Source organism: Bordetella genomosp. 12 (assembly GCF_002261355.1).
In the GTDB taxonomy this organism is placed as follows: domain Bacteria; phylum Pseudomonadota; class Gammaproteobacteria; order Burkholderiales; family Burkholderiaceae_B; genus Bordetella.
On the sequence record NZ_NEVU01000002.1, the window covers coordinates 1,096,868 to 1,121,632 of the forward strand.

Below are 24,765 nucleotides of genomic sequence, written 5' to 3' on the forward strand. Positions count from 1 at the left end.
CAAGACGCTGTCTGCCAGCATCGGCCCGATGCGTATCCTGCATGACATCGCCATCGACGTCGCCGAAGGCGAGACGGTGTGCCTGATCGGCAGCAACGGCGCGGGGAAGTCCACGCTCATGCGCAGTGTGGCGGGCCTGCTGCGGCCGGTGCGAGGAGAGATTCTGCTCGATGGGCAGGCCATTCAGACCCTGCCCGCCGAGCGCATTGTGCCGCATGGGCTGGCTCTCGTGCCGGAGGCGCGCCAGATCTTCGCGCCGCTGACAGTACGCGAAAACTTGCTGATGGGGGCTTATGCCCGACACGGCGATCTGGCCGAACTGGATCGGGTACTGACGATTTTCCCGAAGCTGGCGCAGCGCTTGCAGCAGCCCGGCGGGACGCTATCGGGCGGAGAGCAGCAAATGCTCGCGATAGGCCGCGCGCTCATGAGCGCGCCGCGCCTGCTGCTGCTCGATGAGCCCTCTTTGGGCTTGGCGCCCAAAGTGGTGCAGGAAATCTTCGATGTCATCGCCGCCCTGGGCCGCAACGGCACATCGGTGCTCATCGCCGAACAGAATGCCGCCCAGGCGTTGCGCGTTGCCCAGCGCGGCTATGTGCTGCGTGAAGGCCGCATCGTGCTGAGCGGCCAGGCCGCGACGCTGGCTCAAGACCCCGCCGTGCGCCAGGCCTACCTGGGGGTGTGAGCGGCCCGGCACGGGCCGGGCCGCTACGGCGCCTGATGGCTACAGCCCCTTGATTGCGGCAATCGCCGAGGCGGGCAGCATCGGGCCGTGGCCCAAACCGGGAAACTCCCCCCAGCTCACGGTCAGCCCTGGCTTGCCCTTGAGCAACTGGGCGATATCGCGGCTGTCGCCTTTGGTGGCGCGGCCGGCAAGCTTTTCCTCGCCGCCGACCATCAAACGCAGATCGACCTTGCCCGGGGGCTGCCAGGCCGCCAGCCGGTCCTGCATGTAGGGCGCGTTCCACCACAAGGAGGGACTCGCGGCCACATAGCGTTGAAAGCTCTGCGGATGGGTCAGCATCGTTTCCAGAACGAACAAACCGCCGTACGAGTGCCCATAGAGCGTCTGGCGCCGGGTGTCGATCGGCGCTTGGGACTGCACCCAGGGCTTGACCTGCGTTTCGATGAAATCCAGCCAGGCCGCGGCGCCGCCGTTGCGACGGTTGGGGCCGCGCGGATCGGGCGTGCCGTCCGGGCCGGCGCCCGGCAGCCTGGGGGTGTAGTCCCATCCGCGCGCATCGCCATTGACGCGGCCCGGGGTGTCGTAACCGATCCCGACCACCACCGCCTTGGGATCCAGACCCTCGGCGCGCGTGAGTGCCTGGAACACGGCGGTGCCGTCCAGCATATAGATGACCGGCCAACCGTCGGCCGGCGCCGGTCCCGGCGGCACCCAGAGATAGATACGGGCGGTGGTCAGGCCGTCCGGGCGAGGCATGACCTGCTGCTGCACGAGACCCAGCACGCCCAGGCGTGTCCGCTCGGCCGCGGCGTCGAATGCCTCGGGTTGGCGCGGTTGCGCGGCGACGCTGGCGGCGGCCAGCGTCAGCGCCACCGCCAGAAGACGGGGCGCGCGCATCAGTAGCTCACCGTCATCGTGGCGTAGTAAGCACGGCCGGGTTCGTTGTAGGTCGCAGCGCCGGCGGTGGAAGCGTTGCCTTCGCGGTACTGCTTCTTGTCGAACAGATTGCTCACTCCCACCCGGAAGCGCAGATTCTTGTTGACCTCATAGCCCATGCTCAAGCCGGCTAGCGCGTAGGGGCTGACGGTTTGCAGGCCATCGCCCGACAGATCCACGCCCGTGCGTTCATTGATCGAGGGGCCGGTCTGCTTGCCGTAGTACGTCAGGCTGGCCTGGAACGACAGCTTTTCGGTGTAGAACCAATCCAGCGTGCTGTTGATCGTGTACTTCGGAATCACGCTCAGCGGCTGGCCTGTGCTCTTGTTCTTGGATTCGATCATGTACGTGAAGTTGGTGTTCCAATCCACGTTGTGGGCAAGCGGAATGAACAGGTTGCCTTCCAGGCCCTGGACCAGCGCCTTGCCGCTGTTGGTCCACTGCAGCACGCGCGCGCCGTTGCTCAGGCGATAAAGAATGTCCGTGCCCGCGACGATCTTGTTCTGATAGTCGTTACGGAAGTAGGCCATGCTGGTGCGCCACGTTCCGGGGTCGTACTCGAACCCGATTTCCTTGTTGACGCTGATTTCGGGCGAGAGATCCGAATTACCAACCAGGTAGCAGCCGTTGGTGTTGGTCTCCGACGACAGGCAACCCTGGCCACGGCTGTACAGCAGATAGTTCGGGTTCGACTGATACAGGTTAGGTGCTTTGTAGGCGCGCGCGATGCCGCCCTTGATCTTGAAGGTTTCCGTGGCGGCCCAGGAGGCGTTCAGGCTGGGGCTCCAGTTGTTGCCGAATTCGGAGTTGTGATCCAGGCGCAGACCGGGCGTCAGGATGATGCTGTGGGTGGCCTCGATATTGTCTTCGACGAACAGCGCATAGCTGTTCTGTTTGGCCTTGGTGTCGCGGTTGCTGGCATCCGTGCCGGCGATGGTGCCGCCGGTGTAGGTCTGGCGCAGGCCGCTCGGGTCGTCCAGGGTCTCACGCTCGTATTCGACCCCGATCGTGGCGACCTGGCTCACGCCCAGGTGGAACGGCAGGTTCACTTCGCCATCGGCGCGCCAGGTTTTCAGGCGGGCGGTCGAGAATCCGTTGCCGGTCGGCGCGCCTTCCGGGCCACCGGCCAGGCCTTCCTCGCGGCGCGAGTTGCGCGTGTAGTCGTAACCGACGCTGGCGCGGGTCGTGCCCCAGTCGTAGGTGCCATGGTGCGTCAGCGAGAGGTTGTCGCGATACATGATGTTGGTCTCATGATCGTACATCGCGTCAGACACGACAGTGTTGGCATTGTTCATGGTGTCGCCGGCATACAGGTTGCCCTGCCGGCTAAAGCCCATGTCCAGGTCGAAGGTATTGCTCTTGTCCATTTTCCAGGAGAACATGGTGTTCAGATCCTGGTTGGTGACGCCTTCTCGCCCGGCGGTGGAAGTCACCCCGTCCGTGCCGACCGACGCATGGCCCGCGTTGATGTCGCGCGCATCCGGGTTGGTCTTGTTGTAGTTGCCATAAAAGCGCATGGACAGCGTGTCGCTGATCGGCGTGGCTAAGCGGAAGTTCACACGGTTCGTGTTGCCTTCCTTGCTGTCTTCAGGCTGGTTGATGTAGTAGGTCGCGGAGGCTTCGGTTTTTTCCGTGGGGCGTTTGGTGATCACGTTGACCACGCCACCCATGGCGCCCGAGCCATAGCGCGCAGCGGCCGGGCCGCGGATGACCTCGATGCGTTCGACGTCCTCGGCGGGCACCCAGTTGGAGTCGCCGCGGGTGTCACGGTCACCGTTCCAGCCGTAGCGTACCGAGTTGCGCGAGCTGACCGGTTTGCCATCGATCATGATGAGCGTGTTCTCGGGCCCCATGCCGCGGATGTCGATCTGGCGGCTGTTGCCGCGCGCGCCGCTGGCGCTGTTGCCCGTCAGGTTGACGCCCGGTTCGCGGCGGATGATGTCGGCCAGGTCATTAACCGGCGGGTGGCGCTGGATTTCCTCGGCGGTAATGATCGACACGCCCAGCGACTCCTTGACCTCGTCTTCGGCGGTTCCCAGCACCTGGACGGCCTGCATTTCCTGGACGTGGGAGGGTTCCTTGACCTCGGTCTGTGCCAGAGCGGGTCCGGTCATGGCCAATAGGACTGCGGTACGGGCGTAGTGCCGCGAAAAGCGCGCGAACGACATGCGAAAAGCTCCTGAGTAACGCAACGACCCCGAAATATCTAGGGACAGCACTATCTAATTGGGAATGATTTGTAATACCATTTATGCACAAGATTATGTCAGTTTGAAATTTTCGAAATATTTGCCGTGGCACCACAAACCTTTGCTTCCCCATCAATCCAGGGAACCCCTGCCGCTTGTCACTATCTCAGCGCCCTCGCCCAGGAAACCGCCCGCCTGGAGGGTCTGTGCGAGACGCATGAGCTGGGCGCGGGCCTTCACGTACGGCGTATGGACTGGCGCGACGTACAAGGCGCGGCCCTGCGCAGCCAGGAGGGTCCTGGCCTCTACCTGATGCTGGTGCTCAGCGGCGGTGCGGACCTGAGCACGGGCGACACCGTGCTGACCACGCGGGCTGCGATGGCGGGTCACGCCGTGGTCTGGCGTGCCGACAACGGCTATGAGCTGGTCAGGCAATCCCGCCGGGGGGATGCCGAGCGCGGCGTCATGCTGCTTCTGTCGCCGCTCTGGCTGGCCAGCCGCTTTCCCGCCAACCACTTGTTGCGCCAGTTGCCGCCGCTGCAGCCCTATCGCTGGCAACTCTCGCGCAATGGCCTGGCCCGCCTGCAGCAATTGCTGCATCCGCCGCGGCAGCATCCGGATCTGCTGCCCCTCTATATGGAAGCCCGCGCGCTGGAACTGCTGCGCGAGGCTGGCGCCGTGCTGTGCAGTACCGCCGATGAGGTCAGCACGCTGAACCGGCGCAAGTTTCTACGCATGGTCCAGGTGAGAGAACTGCTTGAGAGCGGCGCGGTCGATGAGTGGTCTCTGGCCCAGATCGCCGCGCGCCACCATCTGAGCGTCAACACCCTGCAGCGGCATTTCCGGGCGGCCTGGGATTGCGCCGTGGACGAATACCGGCGCGATGCCCGGCTGCGCCGCGCCCGCGCGGCGCTGGAGCGCGACGGTGTCAGCGTGGCCCGCGCAGCCGAAATCGCCGGCTATCGCAGCCCCGCCAATTTCGCCACGGCCTTTCGGCGCGCTTATGGCATGGCCCCGCGTCAGGCGAGTGCCAGTGCCCGCATGGTCTGAACCGGCCAGGCGCGCTTACAGCAAACGGGTACCCAGCGGGACCTCGGCATCGGGCACGCACAGGGCGACATGGCCATCGGCATTGTGGAAGCCCGTCACCAGGCATTCGGACCGCATCGGCCCGATCTGCTTGGGAGGAAAGTTCAGCACGGCAACGACCAGGCGGCCCTCGAGCTGGCTGGCCTCATACAGATCGGTGATCTGCGCGCTGGATTTGCGCTGGCCGATCTCCGGGCCGAAATCCACCACGAGCTTATAGGCTGGTTTGCGCGCCTGCGGAAACGGCTCGGCTTTGAGGATGCGGCCAACCCGCAGCTCGACTTTGCTGAAATCATCCCAGGTGATGGGTGTCATGCATGCTCTCCCGCCCCGCTATCGAGGCGCGCCCGGATTCTGGCCCGCGGCCTCAAGACAAGGCCGCGCGCCGTTTACGTTTGATCTCGTACATGCGCGCGTCGGCCAGGCGCACCGCTTCGTCGACGTCTGCCTGCGCCCCGGGCGCGTAGGCGATGACGCCCGCGCTGGCGCCGCCATAGCGCACCATGACACCGTCCAAGGCGTAATCGCCCACGGATTCGGCGTGCATGCGCTGCTCCAGCATCTGCGCCAGCCCATGGGCTTGCGTATCGTCGGCCGGGCCAGGCGCCACCAGCATGAACTCATCGCCGCCCAAGCGGCCCAGCACGTCCTCGGGGCGCAGCGCGCCCGCCACCCGGCGGCCCACCGCACAGAGCAAGGCGTCGCCAGCCTGATGGCCATGTACATCGTTGACCTGCTTGAACCCGTCCAGATCCATCAAGCCGACGATCACGCTCTGGCGGCTGCTGGCCGCACGTTCGAGCATGAGCTCCAGGGTGTCGTACAGAGAACGGCGATTGGGCAGGCCGGTCAACGCATCATGCAAGGCCACGACGCGCAGCGATTCATTGGCATCTTGCAGTTGCCGCATCAGCCGCTCGCGCTCGATAAACCCCGAGATCAGGGTCGAGAAAAGCGTGATGACGGTTTGCGCATCCAGCGACATCGGTTTGACCTCGGCGCTCGCGGCGCAAACCGTGCCGAGCAGCTGCCCTTGCTCGGAGCGCACCGGCGCGCTCAGGTAGGTTTGTATACCCAGGGCCCGCGCCGCCTCGGAGTCGCCCCAGCGCCGTCCGACCTCATTGGTGTATTGGCACTCTTCGTCCAGCGCTCGCTTGCACAGTGTGTCCGACCAGGTGACTTCAAGCCCCTCGGGAATCTGCATATCGCCCTGATTGCGCGCAAAACGCACCTGCTGCACGTTGTGCTGCAAATCGATGGCCGTCAGATAGGTCGATTCCATGCCGGTCACCGCACCCAGCATATCGAGTAAGGGGCGAACGAGCTGCTCCAGGGTTTTTGCCGCGGGCAGCGAAGCGGCAAGCTGACTGATAAGGTTGTCCACGTTGGTCAGGGGCACACAAGGGAGTATGCGCACGATCCTATCGTGCCCGCTGCAAGGCGCGCAAGCGCACGCTATTTGCCCTGCGGGTGATAGTCGCCGCGCGCGATGGCCTCGAGAATCTCCGCGCGGCGCTGCGCGGCCTTTTTCAGGTTGGCGGCGGTGGGCTTTAAGCGCAGCCGCTCCACGCACGCACGGCCCTCAAAGAGGAAGCCGATCTCAATGGAGGACTCCGATGCCGGGCGGACGCCCTCGAACCCGGCGCTCATGCCGTGCCCTGCCGCACCACGGCCTGGTCCAGCCGTAAGGCGCGCCGTTGCGTATCGAGCGTCACGCGTGCGCCCAGCGGCAGCATGAGATTGGGATTCCAATGCCCGCTGGGCCAGCCGGTCAGCACGGGGACGTCCAGGCCGAGCAGGGCATCGCGCAGAATCGGCCAGTACAGGCTCTGGCCGGCCGGGTCGCTGCCCGGCGCGCCACGCGTGAAATTCCCCACCAGCACACCAGCCACGCCTTCTAGCTTGGCCGCGCCTGCCAGTTGCGCCAGCATGCGATCGACGCGGGGCGGCAACTCATTGACGTCCTCGATGAACAGAATGGCGCCGCGCGTATCGATCTCGTCATCGGTACCCATGAGCGCACTGATCAAGGCCAGATTGCCGCCTACCAGCCGGCCGCTGGCCTGGCCCGGCGCCATCGCCGCGACCTGGCTGCCGGCGGGCGCCTCGATCCAGCTGCCCTCGCCCAACTGACCGCTCAGCATGGCCCAGGCCAGACTTTCGGTCGGCTCGCTGCGGCCGGGAATGAAGTCCTGGCCCAGCATGGGCCCATGGAAGGTCACGAACCCCACGCGCCGCTGCAAGGCCAGGTGCAAAGCCGTGATGTCGCTATAGCCGATGAAGGGTTTGGGGTTGGCGCGGATCAGCGCGTAGTCGACCTGATCGAGCAGGCGCCAGGAGCCAAAGCCTCCTTGCAGGCACCACACGGCGCCGACATCGGCCGAGGCAAACGCCGTATGCAGACTGGCCAGGCGCAGGCTATCGGGCCCGGCCAGATAGTCATAGGGCGTGTCCATCCGCGTGCCCACCATCAGGCGGGGCTGGTAGCCCCGCCCTTCCAGCCATGCGGCAGCAGCTTGGGCCGCGCCATCGGCCGCCGAGGCCGGTGCGATCACGGCGACCACGGCGCCCGGTTTGAGCGCCGGGACCGGTCGGGCGCCTGGGGAAGGCGGCGTGTTCATCGCGCCGGCATGCGTGCCTCGGGGCGCGCGGCCGGGCCGGGCCGCGCAACCGGCCAGCGCCAAGGCGGCCGACGCGCCGGCCATGCCGAGAAAACGCCGGCGATCCCAGGCTTCGATCATGACAACTCCTCTATTGCGAATGACGCGATTATGGCGAAACGCGGGCGCATTACCAACCGGGGCCGGGGTCGGCTTCACTTTCCGGCCCATCCTCCGTACAATCGCCGCCCATGCCCCTTCTTGCCCTGGCCACTCGCTTCGACTGCACGCCCGCCCTGCTGCGCGGCGCTTTGTTGCGCGGCCGCCAGGCCGGCATTGCTCCCACACTCGCCGCAGATGATTAAGCCCGGCGACCTCAGTACCTCCCCTCAAGCGCATTTCTCTCCAGGTCGTCGGGCATAGCCCGCGCCCACTCGCGTGCCTTCGTGGCGCGCGCATCGTCCCGCCCGCGGCGGGCGATAGGAATACGCATGGATATCACCAAGGCTTTCATTAAAGCCAAACAACCCTGCGCGGACGGTTTTCGCTGGTACGTCCGCCATGCCGCCCAGGACAGCAGCTACCAGGAACTGCTCGATGCCCTGGTCGCCGACGGCCGCGTCGACGATGCCTGCTGGCTATTGGATCAATTCGGCCCCACGGATGCCGTGCTTACGCTGGACCATCTCAGCGCGGAGGCCCTGGTCTTCGCCGGCACCGTGCGCGTGCGCGGCGGCGTCGACACGGCGCGCGTCCTGCGGGCCGGCCGCGATCTCCATGCCGCGGGCGGCATTATCAGCGGCGGCGCGGTCATTGCCGGAGGCGATATTAAATGCGGGGCTTCGCTACGGGCAGAAGGCCGTCTGCAGGCCGGGGGCCTGATCCAGGCCGAGTGGAACATCGAGGCTGGCGCGGAACTGTCCTGCGAGGCGTTGCGCGCGGGTTGGGAACTGCTGTGCCGCGGTGCGGCACGGATAGGCGGAGACTGTGTCGTCGGTGAAAGCTTGACCGCGCTGGAAGACTTCCGTTGCGCCAAAGGCCTGCGCGTGGGCGCCGCCATCGATGCCGCCCGCCGGCTGCACACCGGGCACGGCATCGAGTGCGGCGGTGACGTGCGCGCCGGCGATCATCTGGATGCCGGCTGGGGTATCAAGGCGCGGGGCGACATCCGGGCCGAAGGCAGTATCCGCGCGGGAGAGAGCCTGGCGGCCGAGGGCTGCATCGAAGCCGGCGCTGGCTATGGTGTCTACGCCGGCGTGGAAGTCTGCGAACCGGCCTGGGAGTCCAGTGCACGGGTCCACGCCAACCTGGTGCCGCGCGAACTGCGCAGCGGTTGGTGGGCCGGTCCCCTGCCCGGCCTGGCGCTCGCGGCATGAGGATAGACGTGAGCTGGGACATGAGCCGGGTGGAATCCGAACTCGATGTCCTGCAAGGCCGCTTGCGGCAGGCCGGGCGGCTCGATCCCGCGCAAGCCGTGCCCGCACTGTTGCCCGCACCCCTGCGGGTCTGGCGTCAGGAGGCCGACGGCGAGTTTTTCCTCTATATCGAAGATGCCCGTTCGGGAGTGCTGGCGGGCTGCATCGTTTTCAACCGGCTCATCGAGGTGAACCGCCGCCTGGACCGGGTGCTGCGCTCGCCGCACGCGCGTCTGCGTGCGGCCTACCAGCGCCGGGGCGTCGCGGCCAGCCTCTATCAGCGCGAGCTGCAGGCGGGTTACTGCCTCCTGAGCGGGGCGCGCCAATCATCCGGCGCGCACGCGCTCTGGGAATCGCTGGCCGCCCGCCACGACTCCGGCTATGTCCGGGTCGCGCAGAAGCGTCTCTACGCCCTGCCCGAGTCGCCCGATCAGGCCTGCCTGGACGATTTGTGCACCCGGCGCCTGCTGTGTGGCGGCGGCTGGACGCTGGCGGCCCTGCTGCGCCTGACCCCAAGGCGGGGCCAGGCCGTCACGGGTGAGCCGACGCGGCCGGGCCTGCCGCCCCAGGAGGCAGGTCTGTCGCGCGCGAGTCCTTCCCAGGTATTACAATCGACAGATGTGGCGGCCCCGCAGCTCTCCAACTCATAAGGAGGCGCGTGCCGGCATGGAAGGGACGACGCTGCCTGTTCAGACGGGATGCGCCCGCTTTTCCGCTCCACTAGAGCGGCCAAGCGAGCGCCTCTCGGCCCGCAACGGTTGGCGGCAGCGCGTCGCCCTGCTTAACACTCCCGACAAACTCTACAGCGTATTGCGCAAAGTATGTCCGGATGCGCGCAGCGCACACGGGCAGTCAACATGACTATGTCTAACACTCCGAAGATCATCTACACCTTCACCGACGAGGCCCCGGCCCTGGCCACCCGTTCGCTGCTGCCCATCATCCAGACCTTCGCCAAGCCCGCCGGCATTACGGTGGAAACCCGCGACATCTCCCTGGCCGGCCGCATCATCGCCGTTTTTCCCGAAGCGCTGACCGACGCGCAACGCGTGGGCGACGCGCTCGCCGAGCTCGGCGCCCTGGCGCTCAAGCCCGAAGCCAACATCATCAAGCTGCCCAATATCAGCGCCTCGATGCCCCAGCTCAAGGCCGCGATCAAAGAACTCCAAGGCCAGGGTTACAAGCTGCCCGAGTACCCGGATGAGCCCAAGACCGACGCCGAGCGCGACGTCAAGGCGCGCTACGACAAGGTCAAGGGCAGCGCCGTGAACCCGGTTCTGCGCGAAGGCAACTCCGATCGCCGCGCCCCGCTGTCCGTCAAGAACTACGCCCGCAAGCATCCGCACAAAATGGGCGCCTGGTCGGCCGACTCCAAGTCGCACGTCGCCAGCATGGAAAGCGGTGATTTCTATGGTTCCGAGAAGTCCGTCACGCTGACGGCCGCCGGCGATCTGTCGATCGAACTGATCGCCGCCGATGGCAAAAAGACCGTTCTCAAGGACAAGGTCGCCGTCAAGGCCGGCGAAGTCATCGACGCCGCCGTGCTGTCGACCGGCAAGCTGCGCAGCTTCCTGCAAGCCCAGATCGATGACGCCAAGAAGCAAGGCGTGCTGTTCTCGGTGCACCTGAAGGCCACCATGATGAAGGTCTCCGACCCGGTGATCTTCGGCCACGTCGTGTCCGTGTTCTACAAGGATGTGCTCGGCAAGCATGCCGACGCGCTCAAGCAAGCCGGTTTCGATCCCAACAACGGGATCGGCGATCTGTACGCCAAGCTGGCCAGCCTGCCCGCTGACCAGCAAGCCGCCATCAAGGCCGACATCGAAGCGTTGTACAAGGCACAGCCTGCCTTGGCCATGGTCAATTCGGACAAGGGCATCACCAACCTGCACGTGCCCAGCGACGTCATCGTCGACGCCTCCATGCCGGCCATGATCCGTGACTCCGGCAAGATGTGGAACGCCGCCGGTCAGCTGCAGGACACCAAGGCCGTCATCCCCGACCGTTCGTACGCCGGCGTCTACCAGGCCGTGATCGAGGATTGCAAGCGCAATGGCGCCTTTGATCCGGTCACCATGGGCAGCGTACCCAACGTGGGCCTGATGGCGCAGGCCGCTGAAGAGTACGGTTCGCACAACAAGACCTTCATCATCCCGGCCAACGGCGTGGTGCGCGTGGTCGATGCCGGCGGTGCCGTGGTGCTCGAGCAGGCCGTGGAAACCGGCGACATCTGGCGCATGTGCCAGACCAAGGACGCCGCCGTGCAGGACTGGGTCAAGCTGGCCGTCACCCGCGCCCGCGCCAGCAATACGCCGGCCGTTTTCTGGCTTGACGCCCAACGTGCCCATGATGCTCAACTGATCACCAAGGTCGAGCGTTACCTCAAAGACCACGACACCAACGGCCTGGATCTGCGCATCCTCTCCCCTGTCGAGGCCACCAAGCTGTCGCTCGAGCGCATCCGCGCTGGCAAGGACACCATCTCGGTGACCGGCAACGTGCTGCGTGATTACCTGACCGATCTGTTCCCCATCATGGAACTGGGCACCAGCGCCAAGATGCTGTCCATCGTGCCGCTGATGGCTGGCGGCGCGCTGTTCGAAACCGGTGCCGGCGGTTCGGCTCCCAAGCATGTGCAGCAATTCCTCGAAGAGGGCTTCCTGCGCTGGGATTCGCTGGGCGAGTTCATGGCCCTGGCCGAGTCGCTGGATCACCTGGGCAGCACCTATGGCAATGCACGCGCCCGTGTGCTGGCCAAGACGCTGGACCAGGCTACCGGCAAGTTCCTCGACACCAACAAGTCGCCCGAGCGCAAGGTCGGCGGCCTGGATAACCGGGGCAGCCATTACTACCTGGGCATGTACTGGGCCCAGGCCGTGGCCGAGCAGACCGAAGACAAGGAATTGGCCGCGCTGTTCGCGCCTGCCGCTGCCGCGCTGGCCGCCAATGAGTCCAAGATTCTGGACGAACTGAAGGCCGCTCAAGGCAAGCCGGTCGATATCGGCGGCTACTACCAGCCCGACGCCGACAAAACCAGCAAGGCAATGCGCCCCAGCGCCACGCTCAACAGCATTCTGGCGACCATCGCCTGAACGCTGTAGCAGTGACGGAAAGCGGCCTTCGGGCCGCTTTTTTTTGCGCCTGAGCGCACAAATTCACCCAACAGGGCCTAACTTTCGTCAAAAAGATCCGCCTTCGGCGATGAAACCTTAAAGAAAGCTTAATGAAAGTTATAGGTATTTTCCCGTAATTTAGCGTTATTTAAGCAATGAATGAAAGCGGAACGGAAGTTTCGGCTTTTAGACTGCTGGCCTTTTCAACCTAAATTCAGTTTGGCTTCAGACATACGTCAGCCAAGAAGAAGGAGACAAAAGGATGCAGCAGGAACCAAGACCCGCGCGCCGCGAATGGGCGGCAGGCGGGACCATGATCGTGTTGGGGTTGGGCGCGTTTGCCCTGGCCACGACATATCAGCTCGGTACGTTGGGACGCATGGGACCCGGGATGTTTCCGGCCATTCTGGGTGTGCTCCTGACGCTACTGGGGCTGGCCATTTCCCGCAGCCGCAGTCCGCAGCAGGAGGAGAGCGAAACCTCGGCTGACGAGGCCGCGCCGCAATGGCGTGGCTGGGCGTGCATCACGGGCGGCCTGCTCGCCTTCATTCTGCTGGGCCAGTACGGCGGTCTGGTGCCCGCCACGCTGGGCCTGGTTTTTATCTCCGCACTGGGCGATCGCCAGCACACGCTGAAGACCGCGGCCCTGCTTGCCATCGGTGTGACCGCCCTGGGCGTGGCCATCTTCTCCTGGGGCCTGCAACTGCAGTTCCCGCTCTTTCGCTGGGGTTGACACGACATGGACATCCTTACCAATCTGGCTCACGGATTTTCGGTCGCCTTCGCCCTGGACAATCTGCTGTGGGCTATCTTCGGCGTCTTCATGGGCAACCTGATCGGGGTGCTGCCCGGCATGGGCGTGCTGGCGGCGATCTCGATTCTCCTGCCCCTGACCTACACCATGACCCCGACCGCCGCGCTGGTGATGCTTTCCGGCATTTACTACGGCTCGCAGTACGGGGGTGGGATCACGTCCATCATGCTCAATCTGCCGGGTACGGCCTCGCATGCGGTGGCCTGCCTGGACGGCAACCCCCTGGCCCGCAACGGCAAGGCCGGTTCAGCGCTCTTCATGTTGATGTTCTCGTCCTTCTGCGGCGCGTCAGTCGGGATCCTGGCGATGATCCTGTTTTCGCCCATGCTGGTCGATGTGGCCTTCAAGTTCGGCCCCGCCGAGTACTTCTCGATGATGATGCTGGGCCTGCTCGCGGGCGCGACCCTGGCCAAAGGGTCGGCGCTCAAGGGTGTTGCCATGGTCGTGGTGGGGCTGCTGTTGGGCGTGGTCGGCACTGACGTCAATACGGGCACCATGCGCTTTCACTTCGGGATACTGGAGCTCAGCGATGGCCTGCAGATCGTCGCGCTGGCCATGGGCTTGTTCGGCGTGGCCGACTTCCTCAAGAACATCAACCGTATCGGCGACGGCGGCAGTATCGCCAACACCAAGGTCAGCATGAGCGCGATGCGCCCGCAGCCGGGGGACATCAAGCAGGCGCGGGGTGCGCTGGTGCGCGGTACCGCCATTGGTGCGGCTTTCGGCATCTTGCCGGGCACGGGCCCGACCATTGCGTCATTCATCTCGTATGCCACGGAGAAAAAAGTGGCGCGCGAGCCGCAACGCTTTGGGCGCGGCGCCATCGAAGGGATTGCCGGGCCCGAGGCCGCGACCAGTGCTTCGACGCAGACCAGCTTCATCCCGACCATGAGTCTTGGCATTCCGGGAGACCCGGTCATGGCGCTGATGCTCGGTGCGCTGATCATTCACGGGATCCAGCCCGGTCCGCAGATGATGATCGAGCATGCGGACATGTTCTGGGGGTTGATCGCCAGTTTCTGGGTGGGCAACGTACTGTTGCTGCTGCTGAACCTGCCCCTGATCGGCATGTGGGTACGCATGCTCAGCGTCCCATTCCGCTATCTCTTCCCGGCAGCGCTGTTCTTCGTCTGCGTGGGTGTCTACAGCACCAACAACAACCTGTTCGATGTCGGCATGGTGACCTTCTTCGGCGTGGTCGGCTACATGCTCATGCGACTGCGTTTTGAGCCCGCGCCGCTGTTGCTGGGGTTCGTCCTGGGTCCCATGGTGGAGGAGAACTTCCGGCGTGCGCTGCTGCTCTCGCGTGGAGACCTGTCGATTTTCGTCAGCCGCCCGATCAGCCTGGGCTTCATCGTGGCCTGCCTGGGCCTGATAGCCCTGCTTGCCGTGTCGGCCCTGCGTCAACGTCAACGCCGCCGGGCATTGGCCTTAGAAGGTTGAGATCGCGGCCAAGGCGGCAGCGCCGCCTGGCCGGCTCTCCGCCCGCCGTGGCTGCACCTTGCGGTGCGGTCGCGGCATTTGCTTCAGAGCATCTGGCCCAGGAAGGCGCGGGTGCGCACCTGTTGCGGGGCATCAAAGAAAGCCCGCGCAGGCGCCTGCTCGACGATGCGCCCCTGATCCATAAAGATCACCCGATGAGCCACCTCACGGGCAAAGCCCATTTCATGCGTGACCACCAGCATGGTCATGTGCTCTTCGGCCAACTGCCGCATGGTCCGCAACACTTCGACGGTCAGCTCGGGGTCCAGCGCCGAGGTCGGCTCATCAAACAACATGATGTCCGGTTCCATGGCCAGCGCCCTGGCGATGGCCACGCGCTGCTTCTGGCCGCCGGACAGGCGTGCCGGATAGTTGTCCCGCTTATTGAGCAAACCGACCTTGCGCAGCAATTCCTCGGCTTTGGGCACGATGGCATCCCGCTTCATGCCTTTGACGGTCATGGGCGCTTCGATGACATTCTGCAGCACCGTCATGTGCGGAAACAGATTGAACGACTGAAACACCATGCCCATCTTGCGGCAGATGCGCCGCACCTCGGCGTCCTTGGCATACTCGCTGCGCGCTCCCGCCACCGCCCGGGCCAACGTCTCGCCCTCCACCGCGATCGAACCTTCGTCGATGGTTTCAAGGTGATTGAGGCAGCGCAGGAAGGTGCTCTTGCCCGAGCCGGACGGGCCGATCACAGCCACGACCTCGCCTTTCTGCAAGCTCAGAGACACACCATCGAGCACCTTGACCGAGCCAAACGACTTGACGATGCCTTCGGCTTGGATCATGAGAGGGCTATTCGTCATACTTGGCATAGCGTTTTTCCAGATGCTGGAAGAACCAGGTCAGCACCAAGGTCATGGTGAGATAAAAGGCAGCCGCCACCAGAAAAGGCGTGGTGGTGAAATCGCGTTGCACAATGCCACGCGCCGTACGCAGGATATCGTTGAGCGCCAGCACGTAGATCAATGAGGTGTCCTTGACCAGGGTAATGGTCTCGTTGCTCATCGGCGGCAGCACCCGCTGGACCATCTGCGGCAGCACGATGCGGCGCAGGGTCTGCAGATACGTCATGCCCAGGACCTTGCTGCCCTCGTACTGGCCGCGATCCACGGACAGAATGCCAGCCCGGAAAATCTCGGCGAAATAAGCCGCGTAGTTCAGGGCAAACGCGACGATGGCAGCCGGAAAATCGGGCAGGCGCACGCCAATGACCGGCACAAATGGCAGGGCAAAGTAGATGAAAAGCAGTTGCAGCATCAGGGGTGTGCCGCGCATCAGCCAGATATAGCCGTTGACCAGCCTGGACAACAGCTTGAACTTGGAGATACGCGCCAGCGCCAGAACCAGGCCCAGCGGCACCGCCAGGACCAGGGTGATGAAAAACAGCGAAAGCGTGACCTTGGCGCCATCGGCCATCGGCCCCAACAGGGATATGACGTAGTCCATGCGGTGTGCGGGCAGCCGCCAGGCCGCCCGCCAGCCTTATTTGATGATGTCAGCGCCGAACCACTGGGTAGCGATGCGGCCCGAAGTGCCGTCTTGCTTCATATCGCCCAGGGTTTTGTCCAGCTTGCCCAACAGTTCGGTGTCATCCTTGCGGACACCTACGCCATAATCTTCCGTGCCGAAGTTCTCATCCAGTACGCGATACTGCCCTTCGCGCTTGGAGGCCAGATACCGGCCCACGACTTCGTCCACGACCACGGCGTCCAGGCGCATGGCGGAAAGGTCCATCAGCGCGGTGACGTTGTCGCCGAACATCTTCAGTTCTTTCAGGCTCTTGAAGACCGCGTCATCCTTCTTGATGGCATCGATGGCGCTGCTGCCGTCCTGAGCGCCCACCACATGGCCGGCCAGGTCGGCGCGGGTCTTGATGGGCGAATCCACGGCCACCAGAATGATCTGATGGTTGGCCATGTACGGGGCCGTGAAGGCGATGTTCTTCTTGCGCTCGTCGGTGATGGTCAAACCGTTCCAGAGCACGTCCACACGCTTGCCGTTGAGCTCGGCTTCCTTGGCGCTCCAGTCGATGGGCTTGAATTCGACCTCCACGCCCATGCGTCGGCTGGCTTCGCGCGCCATATCGATATCAAAGCCCACCAGCTCGTTCTTCTCGTTTCTGAATCCCATGGGCGGGAAGTTGTCGTCGAGACCGACCACGACTTTCTTGGCTTGGGCCGCGGCAGGCGCGCTGGCCTGCGGGGCGTTATCGCTTTGGCCGCAGGCAGCGAGCAAGGCGGACATCATCAAAACAGCGCTGAGTTTTTTCATTTGGATAAGGGCGCATGCGCGCAATAAACGCAAAAACGGATAAATGCCGCGGCCCCACGCCACGGCAACGAACCGAATCCGCCATTATATCGGTCCCGTATCCGCCCCGCCCCCGGCGCTCTGCTACGAGCGGCGCAGCGCCTCGACCTGGATCTGCAGCTCCACCTTGGGCTTGAAACCCATGTCCAGGCCAAAATCCAAGCCAAAATCACGCCGGTTGATCTCGGCAGACACATCGGCGCCGCACACCTCACGCTTTTCCATGGGGTGCATCATGCACTTGAAATCATCGATATCCAGCGTCACATCGCGGGTCACGCCGCGCAGCGTCAGTTCGCCTCGCGCCTTCTCGGGCTTGTCGCCGTCAAACTTCGTGAAGCGTCCCTTGAACGTGGCCGTCGGATACTTCTTGGCATCGAAAATGTCGGCGGCCAGCGCGTGCTGGTTCATTTCGTCGTGCCCGAAGTCCACGGAATTGATGTCGACCGTGATATCGATCGTGCCCGACCTGGCCTGGCGGTCCAGGATGATCACGCCGTTGGTGCGATTGAATTTGCCGCGCCACGTGGACAGCCCGCCCATGTGGTCGGCTTCGAAACTGGGGTAGGTATGGGACGGATCAACGTCATACGTCACGGGGGCAGCTTGCGCCGACAACGCCGCGAAGGCCAGGCCGGCGGCCAGCAAACTCAGGGATCTCATACTGACTCCTTATAGGAATAGGCCAGCCCGGCGGCTGGCCTTTACCTGTTCAGTTTATCGTCAGACTCGTCCCAAAGGCCAATGTGCCGTCAATCCAGCACATCGATCATCATGCCGGCGCCAGCCCCGATCATGGCGCCGGCCGTACCGTCGCCCCCGGAGGCGCGGTCCACCCCGCCGCCGATGAGCCCGCCGGCTGCCGTCGCGCAGCCCGCCAGCATCAGCACCAGGAGGGCCGCCGCAAATTTGGCTTTCCTGTTCATAGTCCGTCCTCCTTGATCAGTGAGATTTCTTGACGAGGTCACGCCAGATCACGCCCATGACCGGCGTGGCCTGCTTGTCGGGGTTGGCTCGGTACCAGGCCGTCACGCGCTCGCTCCATTGCCACAGGTTCATCCCGGCCAACGCTTCGGTAATCGCCTTGGCCGCGCCGGGCACCTGTTGATTGCGTCGCTTCGCATAAGCATTCTCGGCCACGATCATGTTGGACACCCCGACCAGAAAAGCGCGCCGCTCTTGATCTGAGGCTGCCAACCACCCCGTGCCGTCGACGACGATGGCGCTGCGCGGCGCGGGCTGGGCTGCCGCGGCTGGCGGCGCCATTTGCGCTTGCGCCGCCCCCAACGCACCGGCTAAACACGCGCCAGCCAACCAGCATTGCATTCGTTTATGCATGTGGACCTCCCTCTGTGGACGTTCCCGGAGTAGGAACGTTTAGGCCATTCAATTGGCCGTATGTGATCCGCGGCGAACCGCGGATCCCTTTGAACAAAAGTCTTACCCAAGAGATGGTCCTACTATGCCATAGCCCGCCCTGCGCGCCAAAGCCGGGGGCAGATCACCGCTTCGGTCATCCCTGCATGCACGGCCGTCCTTAACTGCGCCGCCTGCGCGCGCACCCGCTCGACTCCAGGCGGAGACCCGATCTCTTTCCATGGCAGCGCGATTGCCAAGGCGGGTGGGCTCGCTCACCGGCGCAAGCGTGATCGGCCCCTGCGCGAATCGGCGCGTTTACGTTCGCTGGACTGCCTCGACGATCGGGGGCTTCCCACCTGGGCGCCCATCGGGCGTGCTGGCTTCCTATCCGGCGCCCTGGTGGCTGGGCTACTATTGGAAAAACAGACGTCAAATAAGCTTATTACATCCATATATGGAATAATCTTTTCAGTTTTACCGGGTTTATCCTAGGTTTGATACGGCGCACAATGCAGTCATTGGGAAACACAAACGAACTTTGACGGCACCTCCGCCAGGTCCGCTCCCAGGAACCTAGACCTAAAGGAAACCGCTATGAAAACCCTGACTTCCGCCCTATTGATGTCGATGGCCATGCTGAGCGCTGGTGCTTACGCCTCGCAGAACGTCGAACCGAACAACGTGCCCTTCCAAGGCGTCTACGGCCAGCAACAGCAAGGCAAGAGCAGCGCCCAGGTGCAGGATGAGCTGGCCCATGCCAAGGCTACCGGCCAGTACACCTTCGGTGAGAACGACTATCCGCCCGCCGTTGCCACGGTGACCTCGGGCAAGACGCGCCAACAAGTCAAGGACGAGCTGGCCCAGGCCAAGGCCAATGGTGACTACACCTTTGGTGAGCTGGACTACCCGCCCCATGCCAACTAAGTAAGTAAGCGCGAGCCACGCGTGACGCAGTAGCAGTACCAGCAAGTGCAGTACCAAGCAGTTGCAATACCAGGTAGTAGCAGTGACGGGCCAGAACATCGGCCCGAGCGACAAACCGGGCCAGAGCATCGGCCCGGTGCAGTAGAGGCCAGAACATCGGCCTTAGCCGGAGTTGCTTCGGCTGGAAACGCCGGCTCCCTCCAGCCGGCGTTTCCGTTTTGGCGATCTGGTCTACTATGCGCGCTCGCCCGGATTTCCCCGACCTGATGCCGTCTTCCCCCACCCCGAATGCCCGGGCCACCGCCATTGGCCTGCTTGCTGTCGTCTGCTGGAGCGCCGTCGTTGGCCTCATGCGCAGTATTGCCGAGGCCCTCGGGCCCGCAGGCGGCGCTGCCTGCCTGTTTTCTGTCAGCGCCCTGCTGGTCTGCCTCGTGCGCGGCTTGCCCGCCCTGTCGCGCTTTCATCCCGTCTATCTCTACGGCTGTGGCGCGCTGTTCGCCGCCTATGAAATCTGCCTCGCGCTGGCCATCGGTTCTGCCCATACACGCGCCGAGGCGCTTGAGCTGGGGATGATCAACTATCTGTGGCCCAGCCTGACGATTGTCGTGGCCGTATTGGCCCGTCAGGCACGAGGCAATGGGCTGTTGTGGCCAGGCGCCGCCCTCTCCTTCTTTGGCATTATCTGGATCACCGGCGCGGGCCAGGCGCTGTCGCTGAGCCGCTTGCAGGATAACGTCGCCAGCAATCCGATCGCTTATGCGCTCGCGTTCGCGGCGGCAGGCCTCTGGGCGGCCTACTCGGTGCTTACGCGCCTCTATGGGCGGGGCGAGAACGGGGTGTCGGTCTTTCTGCTGCTCACGGCGCTGGCCTTGTGGATCAAACACGGCATCAGTGGCGAGCCCAGCGTCGCCACCAGCTTGCTCGCGCATCCCACCGCCGGGCTGCAAGTCCTGGTGCTCGGCGCCTTGGTGGCCATCGGCTATAGCTGCTGGAACCTGGGCATTCAGAAGGGCAACATGGCCTTTCTCGCTGCGGCTTCCTATTTCACGCCCGTGCTGTCGGCGCTGCTGGCGGCCGTGTGGTTGCAGCAAGAGCCCGGTACTGCCTTCTGGCAGGGCGTGGCGATGGTGACCCTCGGCTCGCTGATCTGCTGGTACGCGACCCGGGCGCGGGCCTGAGTCAAATGCTCAGATAGGCCCGGCCGGCCACCGGGTCGGCAGCGAGGTCGCGCATGCTGCCTTCATAGCAGATCTGGCCTTTCTCGAGCACATAGGCGCGATCGGCCACCAGAGCGGCAAAGTGCAGGTTCTGCTCCGACAGCAGAATGCTCGCGCCTTCGGCTTTTAAACGCAGAATCATCTGGGCCATTTGCTCGACGATGATGGGTGCCACTCCTTCGGACGGCTCATCGAGCAAGACCAGATAGGGGTTGCCCATCAAGGTGCGCGCCACGGCCAGCATCTGTTGTTCTCCGCCACTCATCTGTCCGCCGGGCCGCTCACGCAGGCTGCCCAGATTGGGAAACAGCTGATAGAGCGCTTGCGGCTGCCAACTCGGCGCGGCGCTGCCATCGGGCCATCGGCGCGTCGGCTGGCGTCCCATGTCCAGGTTCTCCGCAACGCTCAGGTCAGTGAAGATACGCCGGTCTTCTGGCACATATCCCAGCCCCAGGCGAGCCACCTCAAAGGGCCGCATGGTCGAGACGTCCTGTCCCATGAAGCGGATCCCGCCGCGCCGTTTGGCGACCAGCCCCATAAGACTTTTGAGCGTGGTGGATTTCCCTGCGCCATTGCGGCCCATCAGGGCAATCACTTCGCCCCGGCCCACACGCAGACTGACGTCAAACAGAATATGGGCGGCGCCATACCAGGCATTGAGGCGATCGACCTCCAACAAGGCCTGGCTCACCGCTGTTCTCCAGTTGCCGCAAAGGTACTGCCGCTGCCGAAATACACTTCCTGCACCTTGGGATGATTGCGTATCGCCTCGGCCGCGCCTTCGGCGATGAGCCTGCCGCGTGCCAGCACGAGGATGCGATCCGCATAGCCAAAGACCACGTCCATACTATGCTCGGTAAAGAGCACGGCCATGTTGCGCTCGGTGACGAGCCGCCGGGTGAGCGCCATCAGCGCCAGGCGTTCGGCCGGCGCCATGCCAGCCGTCGGTTCGTCCATCAGCAACAGCGCGGGGTCGCCGCCCAGGGCAATGGCCAGCTCCACCCGCTTGATATCCCCGTAAGCCAGTTCACTGCACGGACGCTCTGTCTGCTCCTGCATGCCAACTTCGGCCAGCAGCGCCAGCGCCTGCCCACGGTAGCGGCGCGCAGCCGCCTTGCCAACCGCAAAGATCTGCCCATGCCGAGACAACAGCGCCAATTGCACGTTCTCCGCCACGGTCAGGGATGCGAAGGTGGCGGCGATCTGGAATGTCCGCCCTACCCCCAGCCGGTATATTTCGCGCGGTTTGCGCCCGATCAACGCCTTTCCCGCCAACTGGATGGAGCCTGAGCTGGCTCGCAGCTGACCGCCCAGCATATTGAACACGGTGGACTTACCCGCGCCATTGGGGCCGATGAGCGCCAGCAACTCGCCAGCGCGCAGATCGAAGCTCACGCCGTCGACGGCGCGCACACCGCCAAACGCTTTGGACAGATCCCTGACTTGCAGCATCATGACCTCGCCTTGCGCTGCGCCCACTGGCGCCATACTCCGGCAATGCCCTGCGGAAACACCAATACCAGCAGCACAATGACGGCGCCAAAGAGCGCACGCCAGTACTCCGTGGCACGCATGACGTAATCCTGCAGCACGGTAAAGCTGGCTGCGCCGACAATCGGGCCGGCCAGGCTTTGGATGCCGCCTAGCAAGACCATGACCAGGCCGTCGACCGATTTGCCCACGGCCATCACATCGGGCGACACACTACCTTTGGAGAAAACGAACAGCGCACCGGCCACGCCGCCAAACATGCCCGCCACGACAAACGCCGCCCACTGCACCGCTTTGACATCGATTCCGATCGCCTCGGCGCGCAGCGCGGAGTCGCGCGCTGCCCGAAGCGCATAGCCAAAAGGCGAAAAGAGCAGGTGCCGCAAGAGCCACAGCGATAGCGCAGCCAAGATGAGCACGAGGTAATAGAAGGCGGCGCCGCTCAACCATTGCGCGGGCCACACACCAATAATGCCGTTGGATCCTCCCGTCAGACCGTCCCATTGGAATACGACCGACCAGGCAATCTGCGCAAACGCCAGTGTCAGCATGGCGAGATACACCCCCGACAGTCGTACGCAGAACCAGCCAAAAACCAGTGCGCCCAGCGCCGCGGCAAGCGGCGCGAAAAGCAACGCGGCTTCCATCGGCAAGGCGGCCGCCTTGAGCAGCAGCGCCGCGCCATAAGCGCCGAGACCGAAATAGGCGGCATGGCCAAAAGAATGCATGCCGCCCGGCCCCATGATGAAGTGCAGGCTGGCGGCAAACAACACGGCAATCAAAATATCCTGCGCCAGCACCATGGCGTATGGCCACGCCTGGGCGGCTAGCGGCAATAGCGCCAGCAGCAGCAATACGCCGCCCAGGCAGGCCAGCATACGGCGCGAGGCGAAACGCAACGGCGCTTCAATCGGCGCGCCGGCCCGGCTGACGGATTGGGGCTTGCCGAACAACCCCCAGGGCCTGAGGACCAGCACGACCGCCATGACGAGGAATTCCACCACCAGGGTCAGTTTGGAGAATGACAGCGTCCAGCCCATCCACTGAACCGTGCCCAGGGCGATGCACATCGCTTTGATCTCGGCAATGAGCAAGGCCGCCACGTAGGCTCCCGGCAAAGAGCCCAGGCCGCCCACGACCACGACCACGAAGGCGTCGCCGATAATGCGCAGATCCAGGCCAAGACTGGCCGGTTCGCGCGGCAATTGCAGTGCGCCGCCCAGGCCGGCGAGCATGGCGCCCAAGGCGAACACCCCCGTAAACAGCCAGGCTTGATTCACGCCCAAGGCACCCAGCATCTCTCTATCCTGGGCGGCAGCGCGCACCAGTCTGCCCCAGCGCGTGCGGGTCAACAGCAGCCACAGCCCCCCCAACACGACCGGGCCGGCGGCGATCAGCACCAGGTTGTAGACGGGGTAACGACGCCCCAGCAGGTCGATCGCGCCTTCGAGCCCCGGCGCCCTTGGACCGAGCAGATCTTCGGCGCCCCAAAGCCACAGGCAAGCGTCATTGATCAACAACACGAGGGCGAAGGTGGCCAGAAGCTGGAACAGCTCCGGCGCGCGGTACAGACGGCGCAGCAGGCAGACCTCGATCAGCGCGCCCAGCGCGCCGACCGCCAGCGCCGCGGCCAACACCGCGAACCAATAGCCGACGGCTCCTCCGCCGATTCCCTGGACCAGGGAATACGCGACGTAGACGCCCAACATATAGAGCGACCCGTGCGCGAAGTTGACCAGCCGGGTGACGCCAAAGATCAGCGACAGGCCCGCGGCGACCAGAAAGAGCGAAGAGGCCTCAGCCAGGCCGTTGAGCAGTTGCGCCAGAAAGGCCATGACATCCATGCCCCTGGCGGACTCAATCCGGCCGACGCAGCTTGCTTACCTCGGCATCCGGCGGCATCACCTCGGCGCCGCCGACGTAACGAAAGTCCGTCATGATGCCCTTGCCGTCCTTGGTCGCCAGCCGGCCGACGTAAGCCCCCATGGTCGACTGATGGTCCAGCGCCCGGTACTCGATCGGCCCGAACGGAATGGTGAGCTGCAAACCGCCAAATGCCTTGATCAAGGCCTCTGTCTCTGCGGATCCCGCCCGCCTCATCCCTTCGGCCAGCGACTTGATGGCGCTATAGCCCACCACCGATCCCAGGCGCGGATAGTCATGGAATTTGCTCTCATAGGCCTTGAGAAAAGCCTGGTGCTCGGGCGTATCAATGAACTGCCACGGATAGCCGGTGACGATCCAGCCCGCAGGCGTCTCATCACGGAAAGTGTCGAGGTACTCCGGCTCGCCCGTCAGCACACTGACGACAGGTCGGTCTTTGAACAGCCCCCGGGTGTTGCCCTCGCGCACGAACTTGGTCACGTCGGTGGCAAACAGCACATTGAAGATCGCATCGGGCCGGGCGTCATCCAGAGCCTGGACCACACTGCCCGCATCCACTTTGCCCAGCGGCACCGCTTGTTCGGTGACGAACTCGATATCCGGCTGGCCAGCCTTCATGAGCGCCTTGAAGGTGGCCACCGCCGACTGGCCGTATTCATAGTTCGGATAGACGATCGCCCAGCGCTTTTTATTCAGCTTGAGCGCCTCGGGCACCAGCATGGCCACCTGCATATAGGTCGAGGTGCGCAGACGATAGGTGTAGCGGTTTCCCTCTTGCCAGACGATTTTGTCGGTCAGCGGCTCGCTGGCGAGGAAGAAAACCTTCTTCTGGCGGGCAAAATCACTTAATGCCAGCCCTATGTGCGACAGAAAAGATCCGGTCAGGACATCGACCTTTTCGCGCGTGAGCAGCTCCTCGGCAGCGCGCACGGCCTCGCCCGGATTGGCATTGTCGTCCCGGATCACCAGTTCGAGCGGCCTGCCGGCGATGCCGCCGGCGGCGTTGACTTCGTCCACGGCCAGCTGCATGCCCTTTTTATAGGGTTCAAGAAACGCGGGTTGCGCTTTATAGCTGTTGATCTCGCCGATCCGGATGGCGCCCTGCGCGCCCGCCAGAGCCGAAAAGGCGGCCATGCCCGCTGCCGCCAGCAGCCGTACGCATCCCGAGCCAAGCTTCATGTTCTTCCCCATTGGTGATTCTGCTGCGCGCCCGCGCGCGAGCCACAGAGTACACCGAGGGCCCGC

Annotated in this window: 25 protein-coding genes; 9 read left to right on the top strand and 16 right to left on the bottom strand. The window is 64.1% G+C overall.

All coding sequences use genetic code 11. The features are described from left to right. Nucleotides 1-28 precede the first annotated feature (28 nt). Nucleotides 29-685 (top strand): ABC transporter ATP-binding protein, encoded by a 657-nt coding sequence (locus tag CAL22_RS10610; RefSeq protein ID WP_244193834.1) that lies wholly within the window; start codon nucleotides 29-31, stop codon nucleotides 683-685. A gap of 39 nt (nucleotides 686-724) precedes the next feature. Here CAL22_RS10610 and CAL22_RS10615 read toward each other — a convergent pair whose 3' ends face one another. Both CAL22_RS10615 and CAL22_RS10620 read right to left on the bottom strand, forming a co-directional pair. Continuing rightward, nucleotides 725-1,582 (bottom strand): alpha/beta hydrolase, encoded by an 858-nt coding sequence (locus tag CAL22_RS10615; RefSeq protein WP_094812927.1) that lies wholly within the window; start codon nucleotides 1,580-1,582, stop codon nucleotides 725-727. Next, on the bottom strand, nucleotides 1,582-3,789 hold the full coding sequence (locus CAL22_RS10620; protein ID WP_094812929.1) for a TonB-dependent siderophore receptor: 2,208 nt from the start codon (nucleotides 3,787-3,789) through the stop codon (nucleotides 1,582-1,584). The genes CAL22_RS10615 and CAL22_RS10620 overlap by 1 nt, the downstream gene beginning before the upstream one ends. A 270-nt stretch (nucleotides 3,790-4,059) precedes the next feature. On the opposite strand from CAL22_RS10620, the gene CAL22_RS10625 reads away from it, so the two are divergent. Then, a complete protein-coding gene (locus tag CAL22_RS10625; RefSeq protein ID WP_094812931.1) occupies nucleotides 4,060-4,860 on the top strand; it encodes a helix-turn-helix transcriptional regulator in 801 nt (266 codons plus the stop codon). Between the two features lie 15 nt (nucleotides 4,861-4,875). Here CAL22_RS10625 and CAL22_RS10630 read toward each other — a convergent pair whose 3' ends face one another. From CAL22_RS10630 to CAL22_RS10645, 4 genes are read right to left on the bottom strand one after another with little or no spacing between them, the layout of a single operon-like run. Beyond that, nucleotides 4,876-5,214, bottom strand: a complete 339-nt coding sequence (locus CAL22_RS10630) for a tRNA-binding protein (protein ID WP_094812933.1) — start codon at nucleotides 5,212-5,214, stop codon at nucleotides 4,876-4,878. Nucleotides 5,215-5,266: 52 nt separating this feature from the next. Continuing rightward, nucleotides 5,267-6,316: a sensor domain-containing diguanylate cyclase gene (locus tag CAL22_RS10635; protein WP_348271677.1), complete on the bottom strand. Its 1,050-nt coding sequence runs from the start codon at nucleotides 6,314-6,316 to the stop codon at nucleotides 5,267-5,269. Between the two features lie 38 nt (nucleotides 6,317-6,354). Further along, a complete protein-coding gene (locus CAL22_RS10640; RefSeq protein WP_094812936.1) occupies nucleotides 6,355-6,549 on the bottom strand; it encodes an Arm DNA-binding domain-containing protein in 195 nt (64 codons plus the stop codon). After that, nucleotides 6,546-7,520 (bottom strand): S66 peptidase family protein, encoded by a 975-nt coding sequence (locus CAL22_RS10645; protein WP_094813597.1) that lies wholly within the window; start codon nucleotides 7,518-7,520, stop codon nucleotides 6,546-6,548. The genes CAL22_RS10640 and CAL22_RS10645 overlap by 4 nt, the downstream gene beginning before the upstream one ends. 470 nt (nucleotides 7,521-7,990) lie before the next feature. Here CAL22_RS10645 and CAL22_RS10650 point away from each other — a divergent pair, with 470 nt between their 5' ends. The 5 genes from CAL22_RS10650 to CAL22_RS10670 all read left to right on the top strand — a co-directional run bounded on the left by CAL22_RS10650 (nucleotide 7,991) and on the right by CAL22_RS10670 (nucleotide 14,284). Further along, nucleotides 7,991-8,875 (top strand): hypothetical protein, encoded by an 885-nt coding sequence (locus tag CAL22_RS10650; protein WP_094812938.1) that lies wholly within the window; start codon nucleotides 7,991-7,993, stop codon nucleotides 8,873-8,875. Further along, the gene (locus CAL22_RS10655; RefSeq protein ID WP_348271678.1) at nucleotides 8,872-9,564 is read left to right on the top strand and encodes an N-acetyltransferase; all 693 of its coding nucleotides are present in this window, start codon (nucleotides 8,872-8,874) and stop codon (nucleotides 9,562-9,564) included. Before CAL22_RS10650 ends, CAL22_RS10655 begins: the two co-directional genes overlap by 4 nt. A gap of 213 nt (nucleotides 9,565-9,777) precedes the next feature. Continuing rightward, on the top strand, nucleotides 9,778-12,006 hold the full coding sequence (locus tag CAL22_RS10660) for an NADP-dependent isocitrate dehydrogenase (RefSeq protein ID WP_094812940.1): 2,229 nt from the start codon (nucleotides 9,778-9,780) through the stop codon (nucleotides 12,004-12,006). Between the two features lie 283 nt (nucleotides 12,007-12,289). Then, complete coding sequence (locus tag CAL22_RS10665) at nucleotides 12,290-12,760, top strand: tripartite tricarboxylate transporter TctB family protein (RefSeq protein ID WP_094812942.1); 471 nt, start codon at nucleotides 12,290-12,292, stop codon at nucleotides 12,758-12,760. Nucleotides 12,761-12,766: 6 nt separating this feature from the next. Then, a complete protein-coding gene (locus tag CAL22_RS10670) occupies nucleotides 12,767-14,284 on the top strand; it encodes a tripartite tricarboxylate transporter permease (protein WP_094812944.1) in 1,518 nt (505 codons plus the stop codon). An 83-nt stretch (nucleotides 14,285-14,367) separates the two neighbouring features. Here CAL22_RS10670 and CAL22_RS10675 read toward each other — a convergent pair whose 3' ends face one another. From CAL22_RS10675 to CAL22_RS10695, 6 genes are all read right to left on the bottom strand, one after another. Continuing rightward, nucleotides 14,368-15,120 (bottom strand): amino acid ABC transporter ATP-binding protein, encoded by a 753-nt coding sequence (locus tag CAL22_RS10675; RefSeq protein ID WP_094812946.1) that lies wholly within the window; start codon nucleotides 15,118-15,120, stop codon nucleotides 14,368-14,370. A 7-nt stretch (nucleotides 15,121-15,127) separates the two neighbouring features. Beyond that, on the bottom strand, nucleotides 15,128-15,781 hold the full coding sequence (locus CAL22_RS10680; RefSeq protein WP_094812948.1) for an amino acid ABC transporter permease: 654 nt from the start codon (nucleotides 15,779-15,781) through the stop codon (nucleotides 15,128-15,130). A 36-nt stretch (nucleotides 15,782-15,817) separates the two neighbouring features. Beyond that, nucleotides 15,818-16,606 carry an amino acid ABC transporter substrate-binding protein gene (locus CAL22_RS10685; RefSeq protein WP_094812950.1) on the bottom strand — a complete coding sequence of 263 codons (789 nt, stop codon included), beginning with the start codon at nucleotides 16,604-16,606 and terminating at the stop codon, nucleotides 15,818-15,820. Nucleotides 16,607-16,729: 123 nt separating this feature from the next. Next, complete coding sequence (locus CAL22_RS10690) at nucleotides 16,730-17,308, bottom strand: YceI family protein (RefSeq protein ID WP_094812952.1); 579 nt, start codon at nucleotides 17,306-17,308, stop codon at nucleotides 16,730-16,732. Nucleotides 17,309-17,397: 89 nt separating this feature from the next. Continuing rightward, a complete protein-coding gene (locus CAL22_RS21140; RefSeq protein WP_167383592.1) occupies nucleotides 17,398-17,571 on the bottom strand; it encodes a hypothetical protein in 174 nt (57 codons plus the stop codon). A gap of 16 nt (nucleotides 17,572-17,587) precedes the next feature. After that, nucleotides 17,588-17,911: a hypothetical protein gene (locus CAL22_RS10695; RefSeq protein WP_208621951.1), complete on the bottom strand. Its 324-nt coding sequence runs from the start codon at nucleotides 17,909-17,911 to the stop codon at nucleotides 17,588-17,590. Between the two features lie 687 nt (nucleotides 17,912-18,598). Here CAL22_RS10695 and CAL22_RS10700 point away from each other — a divergent pair. Continuing rightward, complete coding sequence (locus CAL22_RS10700) at nucleotides 18,599-18,928, top strand: DUF4148 domain-containing protein (RefSeq protein WP_094812956.1); 330 nt, start codon at nucleotides 18,599-18,601, stop codon at nucleotides 18,926-18,928. A 266-nt stretch (nucleotides 18,929-19,194) separates the two neighbouring features. Next, the gene (gene yddG, locus CAL22_RS10705; RefSeq protein WP_094813599.1) at nucleotides 19,195-20,106 is read left to right on the top strand and encodes an aromatic amino acid DMT transporter YddG; all 912 of its coding nucleotides are present in this window, start codon (nucleotides 19,195-19,197) and stop codon (nucleotides 20,104-20,106) included. A gap of 1 nt (nucleotide 20,107) precedes the next feature. Here yddG and CAL22_RS10710 read toward each other — a convergent pair whose 3' ends face one another. The 4 genes from CAL22_RS10710 to CAL22_RS10725 are packed head-to-tail and all read right to left on the bottom strand — an operon-like array spanning nucleotide 20,108 to nucleotide 24,699. Then, the gene (locus CAL22_RS10710; RefSeq protein ID WP_094812958.1) at nucleotides 20,108-20,836 is read right to left on the bottom strand and encodes an ABC transporter ATP-binding protein; all 729 of its coding nucleotides are present in this window, start codon (nucleotides 20,834-20,836) and stop codon (nucleotides 20,108-20,110) included. Next, nucleotides 20,833-21,597 (bottom strand): ABC transporter ATP-binding protein, encoded by a 765-nt coding sequence (locus CAL22_RS10715; RefSeq protein ID WP_094813601.1) that lies wholly within the window; start codon nucleotides 21,595-21,597, stop codon nucleotides 20,833-20,835. Before CAL22_RS10715 ends, CAL22_RS10710 begins: the two co-directional genes overlap by 4 nt. After that, the gene (locus tag CAL22_RS10720; RefSeq protein WP_094812960.1) at nucleotides 21,597-23,480 is read right to left on the bottom strand and encodes an ABC transporter permease; all 1,884 of its coding nucleotides are present in this window, start codon (nucleotides 23,478-23,480) and stop codon (nucleotides 21,597-21,599) included. Before CAL22_RS10720 ends, CAL22_RS10715 begins: the two co-directional genes overlap by 1 nt. Before the next feature lie 13 nt (nucleotides 23,481-23,493). Then, complete coding sequence (locus CAL22_RS10725) at nucleotides 23,494-24,699, bottom strand: ABC transporter substrate-binding protein (protein WP_094813603.1); 1,206 nt, start codon at nucleotides 24,697-24,699, stop codon at nucleotides 23,494-23,496. Nucleotides 24,700-24,765: the final 66 nt, after the last annotated feature.